Origin of the sequence: Streptomyces sp. NPDC005438, assembly GCF_040606315.1 — a bacterium.
Lineage (GTDB): Bacteria > Actinomycetota > Actinomycetes > Streptomycetales > Streptomycetaceae > Streptomyces.
On the sequence record NZ_JBEXEP010000004.1, the window covers coordinates 232,908 to 258,363 of the forward strand.

Annotated in this window: 17 protein-coding genes and 1 pseudogene; 7 read left to right on the plus strand and 11 right to left on the minus strand. The window is 71.2% G+C overall.

The window, feature by feature from the left end; translation table 11 throughout:
* Positions 1-114 precede the first annotated feature (114 nt).
* The 3 genes and pseudogenes from ABZT14_RS11315 to ABZT14_RS11325 form a co-directional block, all read right to left on the minus strand.
* A pseudogene (locus ABZT14_RS11315) lies at positions 115-1,605 on the minus strand (protein kinase family protein); the annotation flags it as partial.
* Positions 1,606-3,065: 1,460 nt separating this feature from the next.
* Complete coding sequence (gene murJ, locus ABZT14_RS11320) at positions 3,066-5,216, minus strand: murein biosynthesis integral membrane protein MurJ (RefSeq protein WP_356299666.1); 2,151 nt, start codon at positions 5,214-5,216, stop codon at positions 3,066-3,068.
* A 29-nt stretch (positions 5,217-5,245) separates the two neighbouring features.
* Complete coding sequence (locus ABZT14_RS11325) at positions 5,246-7,873, minus strand: DUF6049 family protein (RefSeq protein WP_356299668.1); 2,628 nt, start codon at positions 7,871-7,873, stop codon at positions 5,246-5,248.
* A 321-nt stretch (positions 7,874-8,194) separates the two neighbouring features.
* Here ABZT14_RS11325 and ABZT14_RS11330 point away from each other — a divergent pair, with 321 nt between their 5' ends.
* A complete protein-coding gene (locus tag ABZT14_RS11330; protein WP_356300171.1) occupies positions 8,195-9,652 on the plus strand; it encodes a CCA tRNA nucleotidyltransferase in 1,458 nt (485 codons plus the stop codon).
* A 449-nt stretch (positions 9,653-10,101) separates the two neighbouring features.
* Here the strand turns inward: ABZT14_RS11330 and ABZT14_RS11335 are convergent, their stop codons facing one another.
* From ABZT14_RS11335 to ABZT14_RS11350, 4 genes are all read right to left on the minus strand, one after another.
* A complete protein-coding gene (locus tag ABZT14_RS11335) occupies positions 10,102-10,578 on the minus strand; it encodes a hypothetical protein (RefSeq protein WP_356299670.1) in 477 nt (158 codons plus the stop codon).
* A 288-nt stretch (positions 10,579-10,866) separates the two neighbouring features.
* Complete coding sequence (locus ABZT14_RS11340) at positions 10,867-12,150, minus strand: MFS transporter (RefSeq protein WP_356299672.1); 1,284 nt, start codon at positions 12,148-12,150, stop codon at positions 10,867-10,869.
* A 108-nt stretch (positions 12,151-12,258) separates the two neighbouring features.
* Positions 12,259-13,737: a glycosyltransferase 87 family protein gene (locus tag ABZT14_RS11345; RefSeq protein WP_356299674.1), complete on the minus strand. Its 1,479-nt coding sequence runs from the start codon at positions 13,735-13,737 to the stop codon at positions 12,259-12,261.
* Positions 13,738-13,797: 60 nt separating this feature from the next.
* Complete coding sequence (locus ABZT14_RS11350; protein ID WP_356299676.1) at positions 13,798-16,077, minus strand: transglycosylase domain-containing protein; 2,280 nt, start codon at positions 16,075-16,077, stop codon at positions 13,798-13,800.
* 872 nt (positions 16,078-16,949) lie between these two features.
* Between ABZT14_RS11350 and ABZT14_RS11355 the strand changes: the two genes are divergently transcribed.
* Both ABZT14_RS11355 and ABZT14_RS11360 read left to right on the plus strand, forming a co-directional pair.
* Complete coding sequence (locus tag ABZT14_RS11355; protein WP_356299678.1) at positions 16,950-17,630, plus strand: PadR family transcriptional regulator; 681 nt, start codon at positions 16,950-16,952, stop codon at positions 17,628-17,630.
* 51 nt (positions 17,631-17,681) lie between these two features.
* Positions 17,682-18,764: an inositol-3-phosphate synthase gene (locus tag ABZT14_RS11360; RefSeq protein ID WP_356299680.1), complete on the plus strand. Its 1,083-nt coding sequence runs from the start codon at positions 17,682-17,684 to the stop codon at positions 18,762-18,764.
* A 199-nt stretch (positions 18,765-18,963) separates the two neighbouring features.
* On the opposite strand, the gene ABZT14_RS11365 is transcribed toward ABZT14_RS11360, so the two are convergent.
* The 3 genes from ABZT14_RS11365 to ABZT14_RS11375 form a co-directional block, all read right to left on the minus strand.
* The gene (locus ABZT14_RS11365; RefSeq protein WP_356299682.1) at positions 18,964-19,995 is read right to left on the minus strand and encodes an alanine racemase; all 1,032 of its coding nucleotides are present in this window, start codon (positions 19,993-19,995) and stop codon (positions 18,964-18,966) included.
* Positions 19,996-20,058: 63 nt separating this feature from the next.
* Positions 20,059-21,177 (minus strand): peptidoglycan bridge formation glycyltransferase FemA/FemB family protein, encoded by a 1,119-nt coding sequence (locus ABZT14_RS11370; RefSeq protein WP_356299684.1) that lies wholly within the window; start codon positions 21,175-21,177, stop codon positions 20,059-20,061.
* A gap of 159 nt (positions 21,178-21,336) precedes the next feature.
* A complete protein-coding gene (locus tag ABZT14_RS11375; protein ID WP_356299686.1) occupies positions 21,337-21,654 on the minus strand; it encodes a hypothetical protein in 318 nt (105 codons plus the stop codon).
* Between the two features lie 260 nt (positions 21,655-21,914).
* Here ABZT14_RS11375 and rpsF point away from each other — a divergent pair, with 260 nt between their 5' ends.
* From rpsF to rplI, 4 genes are all read left to right on the plus strand, one after another.
* On the plus strand, positions 21,915-22,205 hold the full coding sequence (rpsF, locus tag ABZT14_RS11380) for a 30S ribosomal protein S6 (RefSeq protein ID WP_356299688.1): 291 nt from the start codon (positions 21,915-21,917) through the stop codon (positions 22,203-22,205).
* 71 nt (positions 22,206-22,276) lie between these two features.
* Entirely contained in the window at positions 22,277-22,870 is a 594-nt protein-coding gene (locus ABZT14_RS11385) for a single-stranded DNA-binding protein (RefSeq protein WP_356299690.1), read from the plus strand.
* A gap of 86 nt (positions 22,871-22,956) precedes the next feature.
* Positions 22,957-23,193 (plus strand): 30S ribosomal protein S18, encoded by a 237-nt coding sequence (rpsR, locus tag ABZT14_RS11390; RefSeq protein WP_018838794.1) that lies wholly within the window; start codon positions 22,957-22,959, stop codon positions 23,191-23,193.
* A gap of 18 nt (positions 23,194-23,211) precedes the next feature.
* Complete coding sequence (gene rplI / locus ABZT14_RS11395) at positions 23,212-23,658, plus strand: 50S ribosomal protein L9 (RefSeq protein ID WP_356299693.1); 447 nt, start codon at positions 23,212-23,214, stop codon at positions 23,656-23,658.
* Between the two features lie 296 nt (positions 23,659-23,954).
* Here rplI and ABZT14_RS11400 read toward each other — a convergent pair whose 3' ends face one another.
* Complete coding sequence (locus tag ABZT14_RS11400) at positions 23,955-25,325, minus strand: MATE family efflux transporter (RefSeq protein ID WP_356299694.1); 1,371 nt, start codon at positions 25,323-25,325, stop codon at positions 23,955-23,957.
* Between the last annotated feature and the right edge of the window lie 131 nt (positions 25,326-25,456).

Genomic DNA, 25,456 nt, shown 5'->3' on the forward strand with positions numbered 1-25,456 from the left:
AGGACCCGTCGCCGTCGGTCGCCGAGGCGGGGCCTCGACGCCCGCGAACGTGGTGTCCGAGCGAGGTACGGCAAAGCCCCGCTTTCCGATCCAGCGCGATCCAAACGACCGGATCTAGCCGAGGACCGAGACCTCACTGATCCGGCCACGGTAGTTGCCGTTCTCGGAAGAGGGGAGTTCCGTGAGCCACACCAGTACGTAACGGGTCTCCACCGGCTCGGAGGCCTTGAGGTTGAGCCGCTCGCCCGAACCCTTGTCGAGGGCCTTGCCGAAGCCGTCCAGCCCGGTGGGCATCCCCTGGGTGCTGACCGGCGCGACGCGGAACTCGGCCTTGGTGCGGCCGACGAAGTCCACCCGCAGGGTGCTGACCTCCCGGGTTTTGCCCAGGTCGAGGACCAGCCCCACTCCGGGCTTGAGGCCGCCCAGATCGGGGCGTCGATAGTACTCGCTGGTGGTCCACTGGGTACCGCGATCCCCGTCATAGGCCTTCGGCACCTGGCTGGCGTTCTCCTCGCCGTTGCCCGGGCTGGGGTCGAAGTCCTTGGCGTTGACGATCTTCAGCTTCTGCTTCTTGGCGCTGTCCGAGGAGTCACCGGTCTCGCCGGAGCTGCCGCTGTGGGTGCCGTCGCCGTTCATCAGGGTGTCGGCGACCTGCCAGCTGCCCAGGCCCAGCGCCGCGATCAGCAGGGCCGAGACCGTCCACTTGAGGATCCTGCCGGTACGCCCCGGAAGCGCGGGCGGCGCCGCCGTGTCCTTGGGGTGGGGGCCGCTCGGGGAGAAGGCGCCCTGCTGGTAACTGGTGGGCTGGTAGCGGGGGTTGGCGAACGAGGGCTCGGGCGGCCGGATGCGGGGCATCTCGGAGACCGCGTGGGCCAGCTCCTCGGGAGTGGCGCACGGTTGTTCCTCGCGTGAGGCGGTCGCCCCGTCGTTGACCAGGGCCCGCATCGCCAGTTCGGCCAGTCCCCGGTGCACCCCGGCGCGCACCTGGTCGGGGGCGGGCAGGTCCTCGCCGGTGAGCTGGCCGAAGCCGCTCATCCCGTAGCCGTCCTCCTGGTACGGCCAGCGGCCGGTCAGGGAGGCGTACAGCAGTGCGCCGATAGCCTCGGTGTCCGTGCGCTGCGGGGTGTCCGAACTCAGGCCGCGCAGCGCCGCGTTGACCGCCAGGCCACGGATGCGGTACTGCCCGGCGCCGGTCCGCAGCACCGAGGTGGGAGTCAGCCGCAGATGGGCCAACCCCTCCCGGTGGGCGGCGGCCAGCGCCTGGGAGAGCTGCTTGACCAGCTGGTACGACTCGTGCGGTTCCAGGGGGCCGGAGGCCAGCAGGGTGGTCAGCGAGGTGGCGTCGGGCAGCCACTCGTGGACCACGTACACCAGCTCGCCCTCCTCCACCGCGTCCAGCACCTGGACGAAGCGGGGGTCCATCAGCAGGGCGGCCGAGCGGGCCGCCGCCAGCACGGAGCGGGCCTGAGGGTGGTCCCGGGGCAGCAGGTGTACGCCGACGGCACGCCGCAGCTTCTCGTCCACGGCACGCCAACTGCTGAACCCGTCGACGCGGGTGACGCACTCCTCCAGGCGGTACCGTCCGGCCAGTTTGTGGCCGCTGTGCGGGTCCCGGTTGCCGGACTTGGACTTGGACTTCCGGGGCTTGCCCTCGTCCCGCTGGGGGCGCTGTGCGCCCTTCCGCTCCGGGGCCTGTTCCTTCGGTTCCTGGTCCCGCTCCGGGGCGGTCTCCTCGGCCTCGGCGTCCGCCCGCTCCGCCTCCGGGGGCTCCTCGGCTGTCGGGGGCTTCCCGGTCTTCTCCTGAGCCCGCTCGCCCTTCCGGGGCTTACGGGCCTTCGCGGAGGTGTCCGGGGAGGCGTCGGTGGGCGCGGGGGCGTCGGAACCGGCCGGGGTCTGGTCCTGGGTGTCGGGGCTGGCGGTCCGGTCCCCGGCGGGTGGCGGAGCGGCGTCGGCCTCTGCGGGAGCGGCTGGGGGAGCGTCCGAGGAGGCGTCCGGCTCCAGCAGCGCGGTGTCGGCGGTGGCCGGGGTCATCCGGGCGGTGACGTCGAGTCGGCCGGCGGCGGTCGTGGGATCGATCGGGGCGGTCTCCTCCTCGGCACCGACGACCGTGTCGTCGAGGCCGGTGGCAGGGGCAGGGGGGCCGGTGACGGTATCAGCGACCAGGGTGTCCTCAACAGCGTCAACGGGGTCGTTGTCGGCGCCGACACGGGTGCTCTCACGGTCACCGACAGCGGCGTCACCCTCACGGACGGCGGACTCGGCCGCGCTCTCCGGGGTGCCCTCCGCGGGCACGTCGGCGGGGCTGACGGGGGCGTCGAACGGGGCGTCGAGAGGGGCCGTGTCCTGGGTGAGGTCGGGGGTGGGCGGCACCTCGACGGTGGGCGCGTCCGGGGAACCGTCGGCGGGGCCGTCCTCGGTGTCGACGGCGGGCCCCATGGCGGTGGCACCGGTGGTCCGGGCGGTGGCCCGCTGGGCCGGGGTCGACCGTGCGGTGGCCGACCTCTGGGGTGCGGTACGGGAGGTGGAGCGCTTCCTCGACCCACGTCGGCGGTTGCCCGACGTACCCCCTCCGCCACGAGAGCGGGAGCCGTTGGGGGAGGCGGGTGAGGGGGCGTCCCGCGGGGTGCCGTCCCCGCCCTCGTGGGGGGCGTCCACCTCGTTCAGCACCTGGGTGGTCTCCCCGGCGTCCGGGGCGCCGTCGGGCTCGGGGGCCGGCGTCTCCGGGCTTCCGTGGGCCTCGGAGGCGGGCCCGTCCTCCGACTCGTCCGACCGCTCGCCGTCGGGGGTGCCCGCCGGACCGTTGCCGGAGGGTGCCCCGTCCCTGGGGCGGTCAGCGTTGCCGTTTCGGGGGCGGCCGGCGTTCCGACTGAGTTCCCCGGTGCCCCCGGTGTTCGTGGTGTCGCTGGTGTCCGCCACTGAGACGGCAGCCGTGATCCGTTCCGCCACCGTCGTTCCTGCCTCCCCATTCATCACAGCTTTCCCAACAGCCAGAGACAATTGTGCCCACACCCCAACGCTATGCACGACACGCGAGGCCCCCGGAGGGTTGTGCCCCGCCGCCGTGCTCAGCGTCCGAGACGGGTCCTGACCATCCCCAGCATGGCGGTCAGCTCCTGGATCCTCATCCGCTTCGCAGCTAGGACGAAGACCAGGCCCAAACAGATCCCACCAGCCACCAGGGACACCAGTCCACCGAAGGCCCCCCGCCCCAGCAGGTGCAGCAGTCCGAAGGCTACGCCCGCGCTGAGTACGGTGGCGGGCAGGGCCGCCCCGCCCAGCCGGGCGTAGGTGCGCATGACCCGGGCCCCGTCCAGGTCGCCGCCGAGCCGCAGGCGCAGCCGGCGCCAGGCGATGCCGACGCCGACCGCGTAGGCCAGGCCGTAGCTGGCGGCCATGCCGACGACCGCCCAGCGGGCGGGGAGTACGGCGAAGCACAGCAGGGAGCCGGCGGCGTTGCAGAGGGCCACGACCACGGTGTTGTAGAAGGGGGTCCGGGTGTCCTCGAAGGCGTAGAACCCGCGCAGCACCACGTACTGCACCGAATAGGGGATCAGGCCCAGGCCGAAGGCCATCAGGATGTACCCCATCGAGCTGGCGGCGGACTCGCCGGAGGAGAAGTACATCAGCAGGCACATGGGCACGCCCAGCGACAGGAAACCGCAGGCGATGGGCACGATGGCCACCGCCGAGTTGCGCAGCCCCTGGGAGATGTCGTCGCGTACCGCGCCGGGGTCGCCGTCGGCGGCCGACCGGGAGATACGGGGTAGCAGCGCGGCCATCACCGAGACGGTGATGATGGCCTGGGGCATCTGCCAGATCAGCTGGGCGTTGGAGTAGCCGAGGATGCCGGTACCGGGGTGCCCCTGCTCGGAGGCGGTCTTGCCGGCCCAGGTGGCGAGCTGGGTGACGACCACCACGCCGGCCTGGTTGGCGAGCACGAACAGCACCGTCCACTTGGCGAGCCGGGCGGCCTTGCCCATGCCGTGGCCGCGCCAGTCGAAGCGGGGGCGGAAGTGGAAACCGGCCTTGCGCAGGTACGGGATCATCGCCAGCGCCTGGACGACCAGCCCCAGCAGGGTGCCGACGCCCAACAGCCGTACGCCCTCGGGGGTGATGGTCTCCACGCCCAGCTGGGAACTGCGGTGCAGGCCGTAGACCCAGAGGAAGGCGCCGAAGCTGAAGATGACGACCACGTTGTTGAGCACCGGGGTCCACATCATGGCCCCGAAGTGGCCCCGGGCGTTGAGGATCTGACCCATCACCACGTGGACGCCCATGAAGAAGATGGTGGGCAGGCAGTAGCGGGCGAAGGTGACCGTGACCGCGTTGGCAGCCTCGTCCCCGGCGATGGCCGGGGACATCATCCGCACCAGCAGGGGCGCGGCGAGCACCGCGACCGCGATCATCCCACCGAGGATCACCATCACCAGGGTCAGCAGCCGGTTGGCGTAGGCGGCGCCGCCGTCCTCGTCGGTCTTCATCGCCCGCACCAGCTGCGGCACGAACACCGAGTTGAGGCCACCGCCGATGGTGAGGACGTAGATCATCGTCGGCAGGGTGTAGGCGATGGTGTACGTGTCGCCCAGGACGGCCGCGCCCAGGGCGGCGGTGATGACCAGGGTGCGGAAGAAGCCGGTGATCCGGGAGACCAGGGTGCCGGCGGCCATGATGGCGCTGGACTTGAGGATGCCCCCGCCCCCGCCGCCTCCGGTGGCGGCGGGCTGGGTGCCGGTGGTGTCGTCCGGGGGGCTGGGGGGCTCGACCGAGGCCGGTTCGGGGGTGGGCTCGGAGGCCTGCCGGTAGCCCGGTGGGGCGCTGGACGGTACGGGTGGGGGCGGAGGCGGCGGCTGGTGCGGTTGCTGGGGCGTGGAGCCCTGCTCGGGGTGGTGCCCCTGGTCGCGGTACAGGTGCGCGAAGGCGTCCGCCCCGGGGTGCGCCTCGGCCGGCCGGCTGCTGATCAGTTCGTCAACTCCGGTGAACCGGACGGTACTTGAGTCCACCGGCGGCTGGTACGGGCCGGGCTCGGGCTCCGGGGGCGGAGGCGGCGGGGGGTGCGCGGCGTGGTCGTACAGCGCCTCCCCCACGGGGTCCTGCGCCTGCGGGTCCCGGTGGGCGTAGGGGTCGTGGGTGTAGGCGTCCCGCACGTAGGGGTCCGGCTGGGGAGGGCCGGCGCCCTCCGGTCGTGGGCCGTGTTCTCCCTCGTACGGTGCGTTCATCGGTCCCTGCCCCTGTTCGCCCGGTTGACTCAACGGTCCACCTTCTCACCCGAGTGCGGTCCGGTCCCGTTTTCGCCCTGGGTGTCCTGGCCCCGCTCACCCGGCTGGGCCGGCTGGCTCGTGTCCCCGTCGTCCTCGTGGTTCCCGTCGTCTCCGTCACGGGGCTCGGACGCGGAGGTCCCGTCCGGGGACTCGCTTGGGGAGGAGCCGGTGTCGTCCCCGCCGTCGGCGGACTCGGCGGACTCACCGTCCCCGGCCTCCTCCGCGTTGCCCTCGGTGGCGCCCTCCGCGGCGTCCTCGGCCCCTTCCCGGGCGGCTTCCTCCCGGGCTTCCCGGGCCGCCTCCACCCGGGCGGCGGCGCGACGCTTGCGCTGGGTGTACATCCGAATCCCGGCCAGCACCACCAACAGCACCCCACCGGCGATCACCAGCAGCACCGAGGAGGTGATGGAGGTGACGTTGGTCTGGAAGCGCATGGGCGGGCCGTAGGGCTTGTTGTCCTTGGTGTAGAGCTGCGCCTCCACCCAGGCCCGACCGTTGGCCTTGGCGGTGGTGTCGAACTTCACCGACTGGCTGTGCCCGGCGTCCACCCGCACCGGCTGCGGATCGCCCACGTCCAGGCCGATCCGCCGGCTGGACTTCAACCGCAGCTCCAACCCGTCCACCCGCTGCACCAGGTTGTTCTGCACGGTGATGGGGATGGTGGCGCTGCGACCGGACAGCGTTATCCGCGACTTCTGGATCAGCCGTACCTTGCGGGTGAGTTCGCCGAGGTAGCTGTGCACGGAACGGCGGTACCGCTCCCCCTCGGCCCGGTGCCCCCGCCAGGAGTTGGACATCTCCCGGTTCATCGCGTTGCTGAACGGCGGCACCACCCGGTCCGCCTGACTGAGGATCACCTGGAAGTCGGCGAGCCGGGTACGGGTCAGCCGCATGTCCTCGTACGCCTTGGTGGGCAGCTCCTGCTTCCGCAGCGACCTGGGGTACGCCGACTTGGCCGGCACCCGCCGGTTGGCGCGGGCGTCCGGCTTCGCCTCGGCCGTCTCGCTCAGCGACACCCCCCGGGTCCAGGAGCCGTCCCGGTGCAGGGCGGTCAGCGCCTGCGCCATGGCCTGCGCCTGGGAGGTGGTGGGCAGCCGCTGCGGGGCCATCAGGATGTTGCGCTGCCGGTTGGGAACCTCGGCGGTGAGCGCCTGGGTGTGGGCCAGGAACCGCTGTACGGCCCGGGTGGAGGCCCCGGCCGAGGTGAGGTCGCCCTCGAAGGACCGGGACAGGGTGGTGTCGGCCACCACGGCGGTGTTGCCGCCGCCGATGGGGCGGCTGGCGGTCGGGGTGTAGCTGAGGCCCTGGTCGGAGAGGCTGTCCCCCCGGGCGATCAGGTTGTGGGCGCCGGCGGAGGTGGCCACGTCCACGATGGCGGAGTCCAGGGCGCCGTTGACCGGCCAGGCGAACTGGGTGCGGACCTCGGTGTGCAGGATGGGGCCGACCGTCTCCCGGGCGAGTTCGGTCGCCGGGGCGAGCCCGCTGAGGGCCCCCCGGACGTTGATGCCCCGGTGCGCCAGGGACGCCAGGTCGGGGTCGGCGAAGGGGAGGGCGACCACCTCCTCGCCCTGTACGGCCTGTTGGAGGTCGTTGAGCCACTCGTTGGCGTACTTGCGGCCCTTGCCCGGGACCGGGTCACCGCCGTCGGGGTCCTCCACCCGGTACCGCTGGGTCATGGCCTCCACACTGGCCAGCAGGTCGGGGTCGATCACCCAGGTGATGGGCAGGTCACGGCCCAGGGCGACCATCTGCTGGAGCCGCCCGCCGGGGGCGATCTCCCGGGCCAGGTCGTCGTCCCGGAAGATCGGGGTCTGCTGCTCGTCGGTGTCGGTACGGGCGGTCAGATGGGAACGGGAGATCAGCGGCCACAGCGCGGTGAGTTCGGTCTTGGTCTCCGGGGTGCCCTTCTGCCAGGGCAGGAAGGTGCGCTCCAGCCCGAGCACGTGGGGGTACGGCTCGCGCTTGTTCTGCCCGGAGACGGTCACCGACAGCGGGTACACCCCGCTGGAGTCCATGTTCAGCGCGCTGACCGGCACTTGGAGGCTGAAGCTCCGGGAGATGCCGGGGGCCAGCGAGGTCAGCTTCTGCTGGTACTTGTCGCCGACCTCGGCCCCGTCCAAGCCGGGGTCGAAGCCCTTGCGCGACCGGTACTGCTCGATGGCGCTGCGCCCGGCCAGGGCCGGCCCCACCCGCAGGGCGAGGTGGGCCTCGCGTACGGAGGAGCGGCCGTTGTTGGTGAGGGTGCCGGTGAGGGTGACCTTGTCGCCGTCCTCGGGCACCTTGGGGCTGAGGCTGGTCAGGGAGACGTCGACGGTACGGGAGCCGTCGGGGGTCGCGGCGGGGCGGGCCGTTTTCCCCGAGGAGGTCGCCGGCCGCTGGGCGGTGGTGTTCGTGGTGGCACCCTGCCCGGTGACCTGGCTGGTGACCTCGGTGGCCCCCGGGGCCCGGGTCTCCGGGCCGGCGTGGGCGGCGGTCAGCAGGGGCAGCACGGCCAGCGCCAGGGTGGCGCCGCCGAGGGTGGCCCGGCGGGTACGTCCGGCCCGCCAGGAAGCCCACCGGCGGGCGGGCCACCGCCGCGTGTTCGGGGTGCCCTGGTTGTCAGCCGCCTCGGCCACGCGCTGGTCCGTCCTGTCGCGGTTCGGTAAGTCGGTGGGGGACCCCCGGGAGGCCTGGACCGTCCGGTCCCCGGGGAACCCCGTGGGTACCCCGAATGGTAACGAGGCCCGCCACGCTCGCGGGCACACCCCGCGTGCTGCGGCTCCCCGGCCCCGTACCGGGTCGTACGAGGCCCCCGGAGCCCCCTACGGGGCGGGCGGCAGCGGGGCGCGGCCCCCCGTGACGGCAACGTACGCTGTGCTGCTGTGCCGAACGTCAACTTTCACCCCCAGAGCCAGCCCGCCCCCTCTCCGTCGGGAACCCCCTCCACCTCGGGCGAGGTGGGCCCGGGCCCGGGGGCGGCGTTGACGCGGCTGCCGGAGATCGCCCCGGTGGCCGAGGAGTTGGGGCGGCGCTTCGAGCGGGCCGGCCACTCGCTGGCACTGGTCGGCGGTTCGGTACGGGACGCCCTGCTGGGCCGGCTGGGCAACGACCTGGACTTCACCACCGACGCCCGCCCCGAGCAGGTGCTGGCCCTGGTCCGGGGCTGGGCGGACGCGGTCTGGGAGGTGGGCATCGCCTTCGGCACCGTGGGCTGCCGCAAGGTGGGCCGGGTGCGGGCGGACGAGGAGGACACCCAGGACTTCCAGATCGAGATCACCACTTATCGTGCCGAGTCCTACGACCGCACCTCCCGGAAGCCCGAGGTGGCCTACGGCGACTCCATCGAGGAGGACCTGGTACGCCGGGACTTCACGGTGAACGCGATGGCCGTGGCCCTGCCGGAGAAGCGGTTCGTGGACCCGTACCACGGCCGCGAGGACCTGGCCGCCGGACTGCTGCGCACCCCCAGCACCCCGCAGGAGTCGTTCTCCGACGACCCGCTGCGGATGATGCGGGCCGCCCGGTTCGCGGCCCAGCTGAACTTCCGGCTGGCGGACGACGTGGTGGCCGCGATGACGGAGATGTCCGAGCGCATCGAGATCGTCTCGGCGGAGCGGGTACGCGACGAGCTGAACAAGCTGCTGCTGTCCGAACACCCCCGACGGGGGCTGGAGTTGCTGGTGAGCACCGGGCTGGCCCAGCGGGTGCTGCCGGAGCTGCCGGCGCTGCGCCTGGAGCGCGACGAGCACCACCGCCACAAGGACGTCTACGAGCACAGCCTGATCGTGCTGGAACAGGCCATCGACCTGGAGGACTCCGGCCCCGACCTCACCCTCCGACTGGCCGCGCTGCTGCACGACATCGGCAAGCCCCGGACCCGCCGCTTCGAGAAGGACGGGCGGGTGTCCTTCCACCACCACGAGGTGGTCGGCGCCAAGCTGACCCGCAAGCGGATGACGGCGCTGAAGTACTCCGGGGAGATGATCAAGGACGTCTCCCGGCTGGTGGAGCTGCACCTGCGCTTCCACGGTTACGGCGCCGGGGAGTGGACGGACTCGGCGGTCCGCCGCTACGTACGGGACGCCGGCCCGCTGCTGGACCGTCTGCACAAGCTGACCCGGTCCGACTGCACCACCCGCAACCGTCGCAAGGCGGCGGCGCTGTCCCGGGCGTACGACTCCCTGGAGGAGCGCATCGCGCGGCTCCAGGAGCAGGAGGAACTGGACGCCATCCGGCCGGAGTTGGACGGCAACCAGATCATGAGGGCGCTGGACCTCCAGCCGGGCCCCGAGGTGGGGCAGGCCTACCGCCATCTGCTGGAACTGCGGCTGGACCGGGGGCCGATGGGGCCGGAGGCCGCAGAGCAGGCCCTGCGCGAGTGGTGGGCCGAGCGTGGGGACGGCGCGAAGGAGTAGCCCCCGAGGGGCCACGTACGAGGTCCCCGGTGGGGGTTCGCCGTGTGCCGGTCGGTACCGGTCGGTCACCCGTGGGACGGGTCACCGTTGGGTGGCGTACTCGGGTGGGAACCGCGCCTGTTCGCGAGGTGCCCCGGGGCGGGGCCGGGGTGCCGGGTGCCCAACGGCCGGCCCCCGAAGGGTTGTCGGCGTTCCGGGAGCATCGCCGGGGAAGACCGTGGGGCCGCTGTTTCACGTGAAACAGCGGCCCCACGGGCGTACCGCACCTCGCCGGGTTGCCCCCGCGGTGGTCGGGGTCGCCGACGCGCTGGCATCGGACTCCCCCTCCGACCTCACCGGACCCGGACGGCACAGCCCGGACGTACGGTGCTGGTCGCTCCCACCCCCCCGGCCACCGGCCCTCGGTCACGGCTGCCGGAGGGGTGGGCCCCTGGATCAGGGGACGGGGATCAGGGGGTGAAGTCCGGGCTGGGTACCGAGAAGCTGGGCGTGGGCACGCTGAAGGACGGGGTGGGTATCGGGTTGTCTCCCCCTCCGGGCACCTTCAGCAGCTTGAGGCAGAGGGTGTAGTCCACGTCGGAGGGGTCCACGTCCTCGATCCTGCGGCTGGTGGAGCCCTTGACCTTCATGTACGGGATGTACTGGTCGCAGGTGCCCTTGCCGTCGATCCGCTTCATCACCTCGAACTCGGCGTCCGAACTGCCGCAGTCGACCTTGTCCAACTCGGCGTCGGTGGCCGTGCTGCCCTTGCCGCGCTTCATGCAGTCGCCCACGCTGGCGCGGTCGGCGTCGTCCTGGTTGAGGTAGGCCACCAGTCCGCCGATGCCCAACAGCACCACCAGACCGACCACGATGGCGATGACCTTCCCCTTGTTGCTGCGCTGGGGTGGCGGGGGCGGGGGCATCATGCCCGGCCCGGGGGGCATCCCGGGCGGCCCTCCGTACGGGCCGGGGGGCGGAGGTGGCTGCTGGCCGCCGTAGGGCGGTGGCGGCTGCTGTCCATAGGGGCCCGGTTGACCGTACGGGCCCGGCTGACCCTGGGGGCCCGGTGCGCCGGGCTGCGGCCCATAGGGGTTCTGGCCTGGGGGAGGGGGAGGAACGGACACGGGCATCCCTTGCGAGGCTGGAGAGTTGGCGTTCGGCCACTGCAAAGGTAGCTCCGGGGGCCGACAGAGTAGAACGCGGGTTCGTGGGCTGTGGCCCTGATGTGACACTTACTGGCGCCGAAAACGGGAGATAGCCACCGCGGTGGACAGATACAGCAGTCCCACCGTGATCACCAGCGTCAGCGAACGGCCGTCCGGCGGAATGATCAGCGCGGACAGCGCCGCCGAGGCCACGAAGGCCACGTTGAAGAGCATGTCGTAGAGGGAGAACACCCGCCCACGGAAGGCGTCGTCGACCGAGGACTGCACCACCGTGTCCGTGGCGATCTTCGCCCCCTGGGTCACCACCCCCAAGGCCAGCGCGGCCACCAGCCAGGGCACCGTCTGGAAGGTGGACCCCAGCGCCGGGGCCAGCACCGCGCCCCCCAGGGCGCAGCGGGTCAGCCAGCCCAACGGGCCCCAACGGCGGGCGGTGACCGGGGTGATCAGTGCCGCCAGGAAGAAGCCGACCCCGGACAGGGCCACGGCCAGGCCCAGCAGTTCCAGCCCCGAGTCGCCCTCGCCGTCTCCCCAGGAGTAGCGGCAGAGCATCAGCAGGGTGACGGTCAGGGCGCCGAAGCAGAACCGCATCAGGGTCATGGCCGCCAGTGAGGCGGCGGCCATGGGGCGGGCGTGCAGGTGGCGCAGTCCGGCGACCAGTCCCCGGGCGGTGGACGCCACGGCGGCGCCCAGCCGGGGCTGGACCTGTCCGGGGTCGGGGCCCAGCAGTTCCGGGGTCATGTTGAGGGTGGCCAGGGCGGCCAACAGGTAGACCACGGCGCCCAGCAGGACGACGGCGGCCTCTCCGGTGGAGCCCTGTGGGGCCAGCAGCCGTACCAGGAAGCCGAGCCCTCCTCCGGCGGCGGCGGCGACCGTACCGGCCGTCGGGGAGAGGGAGTTGGCCAGCACCAGGCGGTCGGCGTCGACCACCCGGGGCAGGGAGGCGGACAGTCCGGCGAGGACGAAGCGGTTGACGGCGGTCACCGACAGGGCCGAGAGGTAGAACAGCCAGTCCGGGCTGGGCGCCAGCACCAGGCTGGTGGTGCCCAGGGCCAGTACGGCCCGCAGCAGGTTGCCGTGCAGCAGTACCTGGCGGCGGCGCCACCGGTCCAGCAGCACTCCGGCGAAGGGGCCCAACAGGGAGTAGGGGAGCAGCAGTACGGCCATGGCCGAGGCGATCGCGGCCGGCGAGGCGGCCCGTTCGGGGGAGAAGACCACGTAGGCGGCCAACGCCATCTGGTAGACGCCGTCGGCGAGTTGGGACAGCAGCCGTACGGCCAGCAGGCGCCGGAAGTCGGCGAAGCGCAGCAGTACCCGGCCATCCCTGATCAGGGTCGTCTGTGCCACCGCCATGGAGCCACCTTCACACACCTCGTGGTTTCACGTGAAACAGGGCGCCGTGTTCCCGCTCGCCCCGACGGCTGCCCTCGTCCGCTTCGGTCAACTCCCCCGGGTCCGCGCTCAGTTGTGCGGTGCGGTCGGAGCCGTGTGTGCCGAGGCGCCCAGTGGTGGAGGGGAGGCCGCAGGGAGCGGGCCCCCGCCCCAGGAGTACCGGTCCGGGGCGCCGTCCAGCACCCCGCCCGAGGGGTCGTCGAACCCCTCCTGCCGGATCACGTCCCGCTCCGGTCGCCAGATGTCCCGTATCACGGTGACGCAGAGGTGGACGGTGGCCGCCAGGTGGATCATCACGATCAGGTAGTAGCCCTCGGGGGGCAGCCCCTGCTGCTTGTCGCCGCTGCCGGTGTAGGCCAGGTACAGCCAGATGCCGAGGAAGTACAGCACCTCGGCGGCCTGCCACAGGGCGAAGTCCCGCCAGCGGGGCCGGGCCAGCGCGGCCAGGGGGATCAGCCACAGCACGTACTGCGGCGAGTAGACCTTGTTGGTCAGCACGAACAGGGCCACCACCAGCAACGCCAGCTGGGCCAGCCGGGGTCGGCGGGGCGCGGTCAGGGTCAGTACGGCCAGCCCCGCGCAGCCCAGCACCATCAGCCCGGTCGCCAGCGGGTTCACGTCACCGAGGGGTACGTCGAACTGCTGGGAGAGGACCAGCCACACCGAGCCGAAGTCCACCGGCCGTTCCCGGCTGAAGGAGTAGAACTTGATCCAGCCGTCCCAGGAGAGCAGCATCACCGGGACGTTGGTCACCAGCCAGGCGGCCAGTGTCCCGGCGAGGGCACCGCTCATCGCCCGCCACCTGCCCGCCCGTACACACAGCAGCACCAGGGGGCCCAGCAGCAGGACGGGGTAGAGCTTGGCGGCCGTCGCCAGCCCCAACAGCACCCCCGCGAGGACCGGGCGGCTACGGGACCAGGCGAGCAGGGCACCGGACGTCAACGCCACGGCCAGCAGGTCCCAGTTGATGGTGGCGGTCAACGCCATCGCGGGCGCCAGGGCGACCAGCAACCCGTCCCAGGGGCGGCCCCGGTGGGTGAGCGCCGTACAGACCACGACCACCACCGCGCACAGCAGGAGCAGTCCGGCGTTGGCCATCCAGTACGCCTGCTGCTGTTCCTGGAGCGAGCCGCCGTCCGGGGTGAACACGGCGGCCAGCTTCATCAGGGCGCCGGTGAGCACCGGGTACTCCAGGTACTCCATGCCGCCCTCGGCGATCCGCTCCGGGATGCGCTGGTACGGCAGGACCCCGTCGGCGAAGCCCCGGCCGTAGTACAGGTGCGGGATGTCGGAGTAGCAGGCGTGGGTGTACTGGGCGGTCTGCCCGGAGAACCAACCCCCGTTGTAGCAGGGCGCCTTCTGCACCATGCCCAGGGCGAACATGCCGACCGCCAGCATCGCCAGCACCTTCACCGGCGTCCACCAGTGGGAGCCGGGCTGTGCCCGGCGCCCGAGGGGACCGCCGATCAGTTCGCTACCGAAGTAGGCCACGGGGTCCCGAGTGGTGGGGGGCACCGGCGTATGCCGCTGACTGCGCGGGCTCCACATGGAGCCATCCCTTCCCTGCCCGTGGGGGCCGCCCGCCCACGGCGCGCGACCCCCGAACGGCTAGTCCCTCGGTCTGACGGTGTTGCTGGGACCGCCGAAGATACCGCCCCAGTCCTCGCCGCCGTTCTGGCCACCGTCCTGGTTGCCACCGTTCGGGTTGCCGCCGTCGGCACCGCCGTTCTGGCCGCCGTCCTGGTTGCCGCCGTTCTGGTTCCCGCCCCAGGGGCTGGACGGCGACGCGGAGTCGCTCGGCTTCGTCTCGCTGGGCGACGGGGAGGAGGGCTCGGACTTGGTGGGAGTCGGGTCCTCGGACTTCGTCGGCGGTGGCGAGGTGCTGGCCCCCGGGCCGTTCACCTTCTCACCGATCGGCGGTGCCTTCGGGAACTGCTCGATGTCCGTGCCGTTCAGCGCCTTGGACATGTACGAGGTCCAGATCTCCGCCGGGAAGGAGGCACCGTGCACCTTCTGCTGGCCGCCCACCCCGTACATCGTCAGGAACTTCTGCTTCTTCGCCTGGTCGTCCACCCGCCACATGCCGATCGCGGTGGACAACTGCGGGGTGTAGCCGGTGAACCAGGCCGACTTGTTGTCGTCCGTGGTACCGGTCTTGCCGGCCGCCGGACGCCCCAGCGCCTTGGCGGTGGTGCCGGTGCCCCGCTTGATCACGCCCTGGAGCACGTCGGTGACGTTGTCGGCCACCTCGGGGGCGAACGCCTGCCGGGTGCTGCGCTTGTGCTCGTAGATCCGGTTGCCCCGCTTCTCGGCGTACTTCACCGAGAAGGGCTCGGCGTGGGTGCCGCTCTTGGCGAAGGTGCCGTAGGAGCTGGCCATGCGGATCGCGCTGGGCGCGGAGGTACCCAGGGAGAAGGTCGGGGTGAGGGAGGCCAGGCTGCTCTCGTTCACCCCGGCGTCCAGCGCCGCCTTGCGCACCTTGTCCAGACCGACGTCCATCCCCAGCTGGATGAAGGGGGTGTTGGTGGACTGCTCCATGGCGTTGCGGAGGCTGACCGGTCCCCGGTTCTCGTCGCCGTCGTTGCGCTGCTTCCAGATCTTGTCGCCCTTGCCGAGCCAGGTCTTGTTGTTGTAGTCGCGCAGGGTGACCTTGTTGTCACCGTTGTAGACACTGTCCGGCGACACCCGCTTGCGGGTGGACATGGTCTGTTTCGGCGGCAACGAGGGGTCGCGCACCCCGTCCCGCATGGCCGCCGCCAGCACGAACGGCTTGAAGGTCGAACCGACCTGGGCACCGGTGTAGTCGGAGTTGTTGGTGTAGTGCTTGGTGGCGTCCTCGCCACCGTAGATCGCCCGGATCGCGCCGTCAGCCGGGTTCACCGAGGCGCCGCCGAACTGTACGTAGCGGTCCCTGTCCCGTTCCTTCGGCTTGATGCTGCGCTTGCGGACCTTCTCCACGGAGTCCCGCAGCGCGTAGGTCTTCTTCTTGTCGAAGGTGGTGTGGATCTCGTAGCCGCCCTCCTGGAGGGACTTCCGGGTGATCTTCCCGTCGCTGTTGGAGATCAGGTAGTTGTTGGCCAGATCCACCAGGTAACCGATCTGGCCCTTCAACTCCGTGGTCTTGGAGGGCTGTTTGACCCGGGGGAAGTCCTTGTACTTCGCCCGCTGCGCCGGGGTCAGGCCCACCACCTTGGCCTGGCCGGCCACCGCGACCTCGCGGTCCAGGATCCACTTCCAGCGTGACTCGGCCCGCTTGAGGTTCGCCGCGGGCGAGGAGTTGTAGCCACCGGCGGGGTCGTAGTACTCCGGGCCGTTCAGCAGGGTGGCCAGGAACGCGCTCTCGTCCGGTTGGAGGTCCTGGCAGTCCTTGCCGAAGTACGCCTGGGAGGCGGCCTGGATGCCGTAGGCACCACGGCCGAAGTAGGCCGAGTTCAGGTAGTCGCGGAGGATGATCTTCTTGTTCGTCTTGGCGCCGACCTTCACCGAGGTGAGCAGCTCGACGGCCTTCCGCTTGAGCGTCTGCTCCTGGCTCAGCATGGTGTTCTTCACGTACTGCTGGGTGATCGTCGAACCGGACTGGGTCTCGCCGTCCCGGAAGGCCATGTTGAACGCGGCCCGCGCGATGCCCATCGGGTCCACACCGGAGTCGTCGTAGAAGGTGGCGTTCTCCGCCGAGATCACGGCCTCCTGCATGTGCCGCGGTATCCGGTCGAGGGAGACGATCGTGCGGTTCTGCTCGCCGCCGCCGGCCACGACCATCCGCTCCTTGTTCCCCCAGTAGTAGACGTTCTTCTCCGACTTGGCCGCCGCCTGCACCTGCGGCATCGGCACCAGGAACCACGCCAGGGTCACCCCGAGGACTATCAGCCCGAGGAAGCAGATGGACATGCCCGCCCACTGCTTCCAGGACGGCAGCCAACGGCGGGCGCCCGTACGGTCCGAGCGCGGGTAGTCGATGAACCGCTTCTTGCGGGGCGGGGGAGCCGCCCGCCGTGCCCGGCGCCCCTCAGCCGCCTGATGGCCCGCCGGGGCGGAGTCAGCCGCCCGTCGACGGCCCGCCGCCCGCTGCGCCGCGCGTCGCGCCTCCGCCCGCCCACCGGGCGCCCGACTCGGGGGCTGCGCGGGAGACGGAGCTGCGTGGCGCGACGCGGCGCGACGACCCTGCGGCTGCGCCGCACGTCGGCCGCGCCCTTGCGGCGGCTTACGACGGTGCTCGCTCATGGGAACTGAAACTCCTAGGGCAGGCGACAGGGTCGCCCTGAAGGCAGCAGTTGTGTCGGATCCCCCGAGTGTGACCGGTGGTTGGACTCACCGGGCGCACCACACCAAGGAGGGGGACGCTCGGCGTCCCCTGATGGTTCCTGTCGGTGTGCTGCACGGGCACAGACTACGCAGCCCCAAAAAGTGCCTTCGGGGAAGATCCCGGCAATAGGCCCAACTCCCTTGCCGCGAATCTGAGATGTGGCCTCGGGAGAACCCTCCCGGCCTCGTTGTGAGCCCGCTCACCCACCCTCCTCTTGTCGTCCCGGTTCCCGCGCTCTATCGTCGAGATGTATCGAGCCGATACATCGTGGGGTTACATCACTCCGCGATACGCGCACCGGTCACCGCTCCCCGCAGGGAACGGCGTGCGGTGTGCGGTCATCGGCCGGGGACGCGGTCGGCGTACGGCCGGTGGGCCCGGTCGGGAGACGGCCGGTCCACCCGCCGACGGGGCGGTGGGCCCACCACGACGGAGACCACTCGGAGGTGACCGGAGCATGAGCAGGCGGTCCGGCATCCTCGAGTTCGCGGTACTCGGGCTGCTGCGCGAGTCCCCCATGCACGGGTACGAGCTGCGCAAGCGGCTCAACACCTCGCTGGGCGTCTTCCGGGCCTTCAGCTACGGATCCCTCTACCCCTGCCTCAAGAGCCTCGTGGGACAGGGGTGGTTGGTCGAGGAACCGGCCATGGAGACCGGTGACCCCCTCGCCGCTCCGCTCACCGGACGGCGGGGGAAGATCGTCTACCGGCTCACCGCCGAGGGCAAGGAGCACTTCGAGGAGCTTCTCGCCCAGACCGGCCCCGACGCCTGGGAGGACGAGCACTTCGGCGTGCGGTTCGCCTTCTTCGGCCAGACCTCACGCGACGTACGGGTACGAGTGCTGGAGGGGCGCCGCAGCCGGCTGGAGGAGCGGCTGGCGAAGATGCGGGCCTCGCTGGCCCGCACCCGGGAGCGACTGGACGACTACACCCTCGAACTACAGCGCCACGGCATGGAGTCCGTGGAGCGCGAGGTCCGCTGGCTCACCGAGCTGATCGAGAGCGAGCGGGCGGGACGCGACGAGCCGGAGGCCGCCGGTCCACGGCGGCCCGGGTCGCGCACAGAAGGAGAAACGGGCGGTCTGCCCCGGCACCGGGGTGGAACCCCGCCGGATCCGTCCGAGGACACCACCACCTAGGCCCCGCGCACCGCGGTGACCTAGCAACACGAGAAACAGGGAGCAGCCGGAATGGGTTCGGTTCGCGTAGCCATTGTGGGCGTGGGCAACTGCGCCGCCTCGCTGGTACAGGGCGTCGAGTACTACAAGGACGCCGACACGGACAGCAAGGTCCCGGGCCTGATGCACGTCCAGTTCGGTGACTACCACGTCAGCGACATCGAGTTCGTCGCCGCCTTCGACGTCGACGGCAAGAAGGTCGGCCTGGACCTCTCGGACGCCATCGGCGCGAGCGAGAACAACACCATCAAGATCTGCGACGTGCCCCCCACCGGGATCACCGTGCGGCGCGGCCACACCCTGGACGGGCTGGGCAAGTACTACCGCCAGACCATCGAGGAGTCCACCGAGGAGCCGGTGGACGTCGTCCAGGCCCTCCGGGACGAGCGGGTGGACGTGCTGGTCTGCTACCTGCCGGTGGGCTCCGAGGAGGCGGCGAAGTACTACGCGCAGTGCGCCATCGACGCCAAGGTGGCCTTCGTCAACGCCCTGCCGGTGTTCATCGCCGGCACCAAGGAGTGGGCCGACAAGTTCACCGAGGCCGGGGTGCCGATCGTCGGTGACGACATCAAGTCCCAGGTGGGCGCCACCATCACCCACCGGGTGATGGCCAAGCTGTTCGAGGACCGGGGCGTGATCCTGGACCGCACCATGCAGCTGAACGTCGGCGGCAACATGGACTTCAAGAACATGCTGGAGCGCGAGCGGCTGGAGTCGAAGAAGATCTCCAAGACGCAGGCGGTCACCTCCCAGATCCCCGACCGCGACCTGGGCGCCGACAACGTGCACATCGGCCCCTCGGACTTCGTGGCCTGGCTGGACGACCGCAAGTGGGCCTACGTCCGCCTGGAGGGGCGCGCCTTCGGCGACGTTCCCCTCAACCTGGAGTACAAGCTGGAGGTCTGGGACTCCCCCAACTCCGCCGGCGTGATCATCGACGCCCTGCGCGCCGCGAAGATCGCCAAGGACCGTGGGGTGGGCGGCCCGGTGCTGTCGGCCTCCTCGTACTTCATGAAGTCCCCGCCCGTGCAGTACTTCGACGACCAGGCGCGGGAGAACGTCGAGCGGTTCATCAGGGGCGAGGCCGACAGCTGAGCCGACCCGGTCCGCCACCCGCGACGGCCACCCCGAGCATCCAGCCCGGGGTGGCCGTCGTTCTGTGTACGGAAGCTCCGTGGGGGCTCAACGGCACGGTGCCCCGCGGGACTTCACCGTGCGGTGCCCCACCGGGCCCGACCGCCCGGCGCGGTACGGGAGTCGGCGTACCGGCGCCGCCTCCCGTACCGCCGGGGGGTCAGCGGTCCACGGTGCGGTCGACCATGGTCGTGGTGTGCCGCAGGTGGGCCACCAGTTCGTCGCCCACCCGGGGTTCGGGGGCGTCGGAGGGGATGAACAGGATCGACACCTGCATGTGCGGGGGTTCGGCGAACCAGCGCTGCTTGCCGCCCCACACGAAGGGCGACAGGTTGCGGTTGACGGTGGCCAGGCCCGCCCGGGCCACCCCCTTGGCGCGGTCGGTCATGCCGTGCAGGGCCTTGGGCGACTCCAGGCCCACCCCGTGCGAGGTGCCGCCGGCCACCACCGCCAGCCAGCCGTCCCCGGCGCTCTTCTGCTGCCGGTACCCGAACCGCTCCCCCTTGGTCACGGGGGTGACGTCCAGCACCGAGCCCCGGTACGCGGTCGCCTCGTGGTCCCCCAGCCACAGCCGGGTGCCGATCCGGGCGCGGAACCGGGTGCGGGGGAACTGCTCCTGGAGCCGGGCGAACTCCTCCGGCTGGAGGTGGCTGACGAACATGGTGTCCAGCGGCAGCCGGGCCGCCCGCAGCCGGTCCATCCAGGTCAGGACCTCGTCCACGGCGTCGCTGCCGTCCGGGCGGTCCAGCGGCAGGTGGATGGCGAAGCCTTCCAGCCGTACCTCGTCGATCGCGGCGTGCAGGTGCGGCAGGTCCTGCTCGGTGACCCCGTGCCGGCGCATACTGCTCATCACCTCGATGACGATGCGGGCGCCGCGCATCAGGCCCACGCCCTCCACCGAGGACACCGAGCGGATCACCCGGTCCGGCAGCGGCACCGGCTCCTCGTTCTTGCGGAACGGGGTGAGCACCAGCAGGTCACCGCTGAAGTAGTCCTTGGTGCGGGCGGCCTCGTAGGTGGTGCCGACGGCCAGTACGTCCGAGCCGAAGCGGGTCACCTCCTCGGCCAGCCGCTCGTGCCCGAAGCCGTAACCATTGCCCTTGCAGACCGGGACCAGCCCCGGGAACTGCTGGATCACCGACTGCTGGTGGGCCCGCCAACGTTCGGTCTCCACGTAGAGGGTGAGCGCCATGACCGGTACGGAACCTTTCTGGACGGATGTGGATACGGATGCGGGTCGGGGGGGGGCGGAGGGTCAGCGGCGGGACATGTAGATGTCCAGCGCCTTGTGGAGCAGCTTGTTGAGCGGGAAGTCCCACTCGCCGATGTACTCGGCCGCCTGCCCGCCGGTGCCCACCTTGAACTGGATGAGACCGAAGAGGTGGTCGTTCTCGTCCAGGGAGTCGGAGATGCCGCGCAGGTCGTACACCGACGCGCCCAGGGCGTGCGCGTCCTGGAGCATCCGCCACTGCATGGCGTTGGAGGGGCGCACCTCGCGCTTGTGGTTGGCCGAGGCGCCGTAGGAGTACCAGACGTGTCCGCCGACGATCAGCATGGTGGCGGCGGCGACGTTCTCCCCCTCGTGGCGGGCGAAGTACAGCCGCATCCGGTCCGGCTCCTCGCCGTTCAACACCCGCCACATGCGCTGGAAGTAGCCCAGCGGCCGGGGCCGGAAGCCGTCCCGCTCGGCGGTGACCTCGTACAGCCGCTGCCACTCCTCCAGGTCCCCGTAGCCGCCCTGGACCACCTCGACGCCGGCCTTGTCGGCCTTCTTGATGTTGCGGCGCCACAGCTGGTTGAAGTTCTTGTGGACCTCCTCCAGCGAGCGCCCCTCCAACGGCACCTGGAAGACGTACCGGGGCTGTACGTCGCCGAACCCGGCGCCGCCGTCCTCGCCCTGTTGCCAGCCCATCCGCCGCAGCCGGTCGGAGACCTCGAAGGCGCGCGGCTCGATGTGGGTGGCCTCCACCTCACGCAGCCGCTTGACCTCCGGGTTCTGGATGCCGGACTTGATCGCGGCGGAGTCCCAGCGGCGGATCACCACCGGCGGGCCCATCTTCACCGAGAACGCGCCCTGTTCCTTCAGGTGCGCCAGCATGGGCTTGAGCCAGTCCTCCAGCCGGGGCGAGAACCAGTCGATGACCGGGCCCTCCGGGAGGTACGCCAAGTACCGCTTGACCTTGGGGAGTTGGCGGTAGAGCACCAGTCCCACGCCCACCAGCTGGTCGTGGGAGTCGAACCAGCCGAGGTTCTCCGCCCGCCACTCGTTCTTGACGTCCGCCCAGGCCGGGACCTGACAGTGGCTCGCCGACGGCAGCTTCTGGATGTACGCCAGATGCTGATCACGGCTGATGGTCCTCAGGGTCAGGCTCATACGGGGCGCTCCTCCGGCGACTTGTCAGGTCTCGACGAAGCCTACTTCCCGCGCACGCCGGGGAATCCGCCGCTGGCCCCGATCCACGCCGGCGCACCCCGGGCGCCGTGACGGCTGCTCACCCCGGAAGCGCCCCCGGGGCAGCGCGCCGCCCTCGGACTAGCCGACCAGCCCGCCGAACAGTCCGCCGTGGGCCATGCCCAGGAAGAAGCCCAGCGCCGAGGTGCCCAGCCCCACCACCAGCACGAAGCGCTCGGCGGTGGTGACCGAGATCATCTGGCCCCAGCCGCCCACCAGGACGCCGACCAGTCCCGCCCAGGAACTGACCAGGTGCAGGTCGTGCCAGTAGGCGGTGATCAGGGCCAGCAGCCCCAGGCCCAGCGCCAGGGTGGCGCAGGCGTTCTGCAGGGGGTGGCGCCGGCCGTCGGTGTCGAGCAGGGCCCACGGGCCGTTCCGGGGCCGTGCCGCCTGTGCCATGAGGACCTCCCGTACCCGGCGGCACGCGCCCGACGGCGGGCACCGCATCCAGCCGATACATCCAGATTGCTCTGGTTTGGGACTGAATTTCAACCGGAGGGCCCGGGACGAGTACGCTGTGCGGTCTGCGACGAAACGAAGCCTCCCGACATCCGCCCCCCGGGGCACTGTCAGTGGAGTCGTCTAACGTCGCGTACGCATCTCAACCCTCCTGCCACGGATCGCCCGTGGCCGCTGAGTCCAGAGGAGGTGGGTTACACATGCGTCACTACGAGGTGATGGTGATCCTCGACCCCGACATCGAGGAGCGCTCGATCTCCCCGTTGATCGAGGGCTTCCTGTCCGTGGTCCGTGAGGCCAAGGGCAAGGTCGAGAAGATCGACACCTGGGGGCGTCGCCGTCTCTCCTACGAGATCAACAAGAAGCCCGAGGGCATCTACTCGGTCATCGACCTGCAGGCCGAGCCCGCGGTCGTGAAGGAACTCGACCGCCAGATGAACCTCAACGAACAGGTCCTGCGGACCAAGGTCCTGCGTCCCCAGGCGCGCTGAGCCCCAGGGCACAGCGACCTCGGGACCGAGTAGCAACAAGCAGCCAGCAGCACCCGCCGAGAGGTTCACCCATGGCAGGCGAGACCGTCATCACCGTCGTCGGAAACCTGACCGATGACCCCGAGCTGCGCTTCACCCCGTCCGGTGCGGCCGTCGCGAACTTCACCATCGCGTCCACGCCCCGGATGTTCGACCGCCAGACCAACGAGTGGAAGGACGGCGACCCGCTGTTCCTGCGCTCCTCGATCTGGCGGCAGGCCGCGGAGAACGTCGCCGAGTCGCTCACCAAGGGGATGCGCGTCATCGCCCAGGGTCGGCTCAAGCAGCGTTCCTTCGAGACCCAACAGGGCGAGAAGCGCACCGTGGTCGAGCTGGAGGTCGACGAGATCGGTCCCGCCCTGCGCTACGCCACCGCCAAGGTCACCAAGACCGGTGCCCGTGGCGGCGGTGGTGGCGGTGGCAACTGGGGCGGCGGTGGCGGCCCGGCCGGTGGCGGCCAGGGCGGCGGCGGCTGGGGCGGTCCCCCGCAGGGCGGCGGCGGTCAGGGTGGCGGACCCGGGGGCGGCGACCCCTGGGCGACCGGTGCCCCGGCCGGCGGTGGCCAGCAGGGTGGCGGCTGGGGCGGCGGCTCCGGCGGCGGCTACTCGGAAGAACCTCCCTTCTGAGCCGACTCCCCACGGCCCGCCCCCAGTGGGCGGCCGACGAGGGAGTGGGCCAGCACCACACTTCTTGACATCACTGGAGAGAGACCATGGCGAAGCCGCCTCCGCGCAAGCCGAAGAAGAAGGTTTGCGTGTTCTGCAAGGAGAAGATCTCCTACGTCGACTACAAGGACACCAACCTGCTGCGGAAGTTCATTTCCGACCGCGGCAAGATCCGTGCCCGTCGAGTCACCGGCAACTGCACCCAGCACCAGCGTGACGTCGCCACGGCCGTGAAGAACAGCCGTGAGATGGCGCTGCTGCCCTACACCTCCACCGCGCGATAAGGGAAGGGTGACCACAGCATGAAGATCATCCTCACCAGCGAGGTCTCCGGCCTCGGTGTCGCCGGCGACGTCGTGGAGGTCCGCGACGGGTACGCCCGCAACTACCTCGTCCCCAACGGTCTGGCCATCCGCTGGACCCGTGGCGGCGAGAAGGACGTGGAGCAGATCCGCCGCGCCCGCAAGATCCGTGAGATCGCCACCATCGAGCAGGCCAACGAGGTTCGCGGCCAGCTCGAAGGCGTCCAGGTCAAGCTGAAGGTCCGCGCCGGCAACGGCGGTCGGCTCTTCGGTTCCGTCACCCCCGCCGACATCGCCGGCGCGGTGAAGGAGGCCGGCGGCCCCGAGATCGACAAGCGTCGTATCGAGGTCGGCACCCCGATCAAGTCGCTGGGCGCGCACCGGGTTTCGGTGCGGCTGCACGACGACGTCGTCGCCCACTTCGGCTTGGAGGTCTCCGCCGCCTGACGTACCCCGTCATCCGGCGCACACCTCACCAGGGCCGCGTCCCCCGCTCGGGGGCGCGGCCCTGGTCGTCGTCCGGGCCCGGGCCCTGGGAGCCTGGAGGCCTGGGAGTCCGGGGCACCCCCTGGCCAACCGCGCGCTCCGGTACGGGGTTTCCTGCGGTACCGGAGCGACGGCTGACGTCTCCCCCGGTCACCTCGACCTCGCCGGGGCTCAGCCCGCCCCGGGCAGCCGGACGTCCGGGCTGGCGACCTCGCCGGGGCAGCCGTACGGGGGCGTGCCCGCCCGCGTACCGGGGCTCAGCCCGCCCGTACCGGGCCGGTCACCAGCCAGCGCCCGGAGCGGGTACGCAGGCCGAGGGTGACCAGGCGCATCCCCATCATCAGTCCGGCCACCGTCCACCACAGGGCCGTCAGCCCACCTCCGAGGGCGGGCACCGCCAGCGCGGCGGGGGCGAACACCGCGAGCGTCAGCACCATCGCGCCGGCCAGGAAGGTCCCGTCGCCGGCCCCCATCAGCACACCGTCCAGTACGAACACCACTCCCGCGATCGGCTGGGTCACCGCCACCACCAACAGGGCGGCGCCCAGGGCGTGGTGGACCTCCCGGTCCGAGGTGAACAACGGCATCAGCCACGGTCGGGACAGGGCCACCAGGGCGCCCAGCACCAGTCCGCTGACCACCCCCCACCACACCATCCGGGCACAGGCCGCCCGCGCCCCCTCCTCGTCGTCCGCCCCCAGGTGCCGGCCGATGATGGCCTGGCCGGCGATGGCGATGGCGTCCAGGGCGAAGGCCAGCAACGACCAGACGGTGAGGGCCACCTGGTGGGCGGCCAGGTCCGCGTCCCCCAGCCGGGCCGCGACGGCGGTGGCGATCACCATCACCGCGCGCAGCGAGAGGGTACGGACCAGCAGTGGCACCCCGGCCCGTGCGCTGGCCCGGATACCGGCCGGGTGGGGGCGCAGGGAGGCGCCGTGCCGGTGTGCTCCGCGTACCACCACGGTCAGGTAGACGGCGGCCATGCCCCACTGGGCCAGCACCGTTCCCCAGGCGGAGCCGGCGATGCCCCAGCCCGCGCCGTAGACCAGGGCCAGGTTGAGCAGGCCGTTGGCGGTGAAGCCACCGACCGCCACGTAGAAGGGGGTTCGGGTGTCCTGGAGTCCGCGCAGTACGCCGGTGGCCGCCAGCACCACCAGCATCGCCGGGATGCCCAGGGCGCTGATCCGCAGGTAGGTCACCGCGTGCGGGGTGGCCGTGGCGGAGGCGCCCAGCCAGTCCACCAGGGTCGGGGCGGCGGGCCAGACGGTCAGGGCCACCACCGCTCCCAGCAGCAGGGCGAGCCAGATGCCGTCCACGCCCTGGCGGATCGCGGCGGACAGGTCCTGGGCGCCGACGCTGCGGGCCACCGCGCCGGTGGTGGCGTAGGCGAGGAACACGAAGACGTTGACGGCGGTCTGCAACAGGGCGGCGGACACCGACAGTCCGGCGAGCTGGGGGGTGCCGAGGTGTCCGACGATGGCGCTGTCCACCATCACGAACAGCGGCTCGGCGACCAGTGCCGCGAAGGCGGGCAGTGCCAGCGCCAGGATCTCCCGGTCGTGGTGGCGAGCCGCCTCGGCGCGGAGGCGCTTGCGGGGCTTGGGGCCCTGTGGTTCCGCTGGGGACATGGTGAGATCAAAGCATCCACAGGTAAGAGATGCAAAGCCCTACACCTCTTACAAATGTGAGGGTGCCGTGAGCGGGAGTGGGTCAGCTGTGCGGTCTCTCGCCCCTGTGGTGAAGTTTTTTCCGCACACAG

Excerpts from the sequence above, each read along its gene's own strand:
- murJ (WP_356299666.1), bottom strand. The coding sequence starts at position 5,216 with ATGAACGCACCGTACGAGGGAGAACACGGCCCACGACCGGAGGGCGCC.
- ABZT14_RS11335 (WP_356299670.1), bottom strand. The coding sequence starts at position 10,578 with ATGCCCCCCGGGCCGGGCATGATGCCCCCGCCCCCGCCACCCCAGCGC.
- ABZT14_RS11340 (WP_356299672.1), bottom strand. The coding sequence starts at position 12,150 with ATGGCGGTGGCACAGACGACCCTGATCAGGGATGGCCGGGTACTGCTG.
- ABZT14_RS11345 (WP_356299674.1), bottom strand. The coding sequence starts at position 13,737 with ATGTGGAGCCCGCGCAGTCAGCGGCATACGCCGGTGCCCCCCACCACT.
- ABZT14_RS11350 (WP_356299676.1), bottom strand. The coding sequence starts at position 16,077 with ATGTCCATCTGCTTCCTCGGGCTGATAGTCCTCGGGGTGACCCTGGCG.
- ABZT14_RS11355 (WP_356299678.1), top strand. The coding sequence starts at position 16,950 with ATGAGCAGGCGGTCCGGCATCCTCGAGTTCGCGGTACTCGGGCTGCTG.
- ABZT14_RS11360 (WP_356299680.1), top strand. The coding sequence starts at position 17,682 with ATGGGTTCGGTTCGCGTAGCCATTGTGGGCGTGGGCAACTGCGCCGCC.
- ABZT14_RS11365 (WP_356299682.1), bottom strand. The coding sequence starts at position 19,995 with ATGGCGCTCACCCTCTACGTGGAGACCGAACGTTGGCGGGCCCACCAG.
- ABZT14_RS11370 (WP_356299684.1), bottom strand. The coding sequence starts at position 21,177 with ATGAGCCTGACCCTGAGGACCATCAGCCGTGATCAGCATCTGGCGTAC.
- ABZT14_RS11375 (WP_356299686.1), bottom strand. The coding sequence starts at position 21,654 with ATGGCACAGGCGGCACGGCCCCGGAACGGCCCGTGGGCCCTGCTCGAC.
- rpsF (WP_356299688.1), top strand. The coding sequence starts at position 21,915 with ATGCGTCACTACGAGGTGATGGTGATCCTCGACCCCGACATCGAGGAG.
- ABZT14_RS11385 (WP_356299690.1), top strand. The coding sequence starts at position 22,277 with ATGGCAGGCGAGACCGTCATCACCGTCGTCGGAAACCTGACCGATGAC.
- rpsR (WP_018838794.1), top strand. The coding sequence starts at position 22,957 with ATGGCGAAGCCGCCTCCGCGCAAGCCGAAGAAGAAGGTTTGCGTGTTC.
- rplI (WP_356299693.1), top strand. The coding sequence starts at position 23,212 with ATGAAGATCATCCTCACCAGCGAGGTCTCCGGCCTCGGTGTCGCCGGC.
- ABZT14_RS11400 (WP_356299694.1), bottom strand. The coding sequence starts at position 25,325 with ATGTCCCCAGCGGAACCACAGGGCCCCAAGCCCCGCAAGCGCCTCCGC.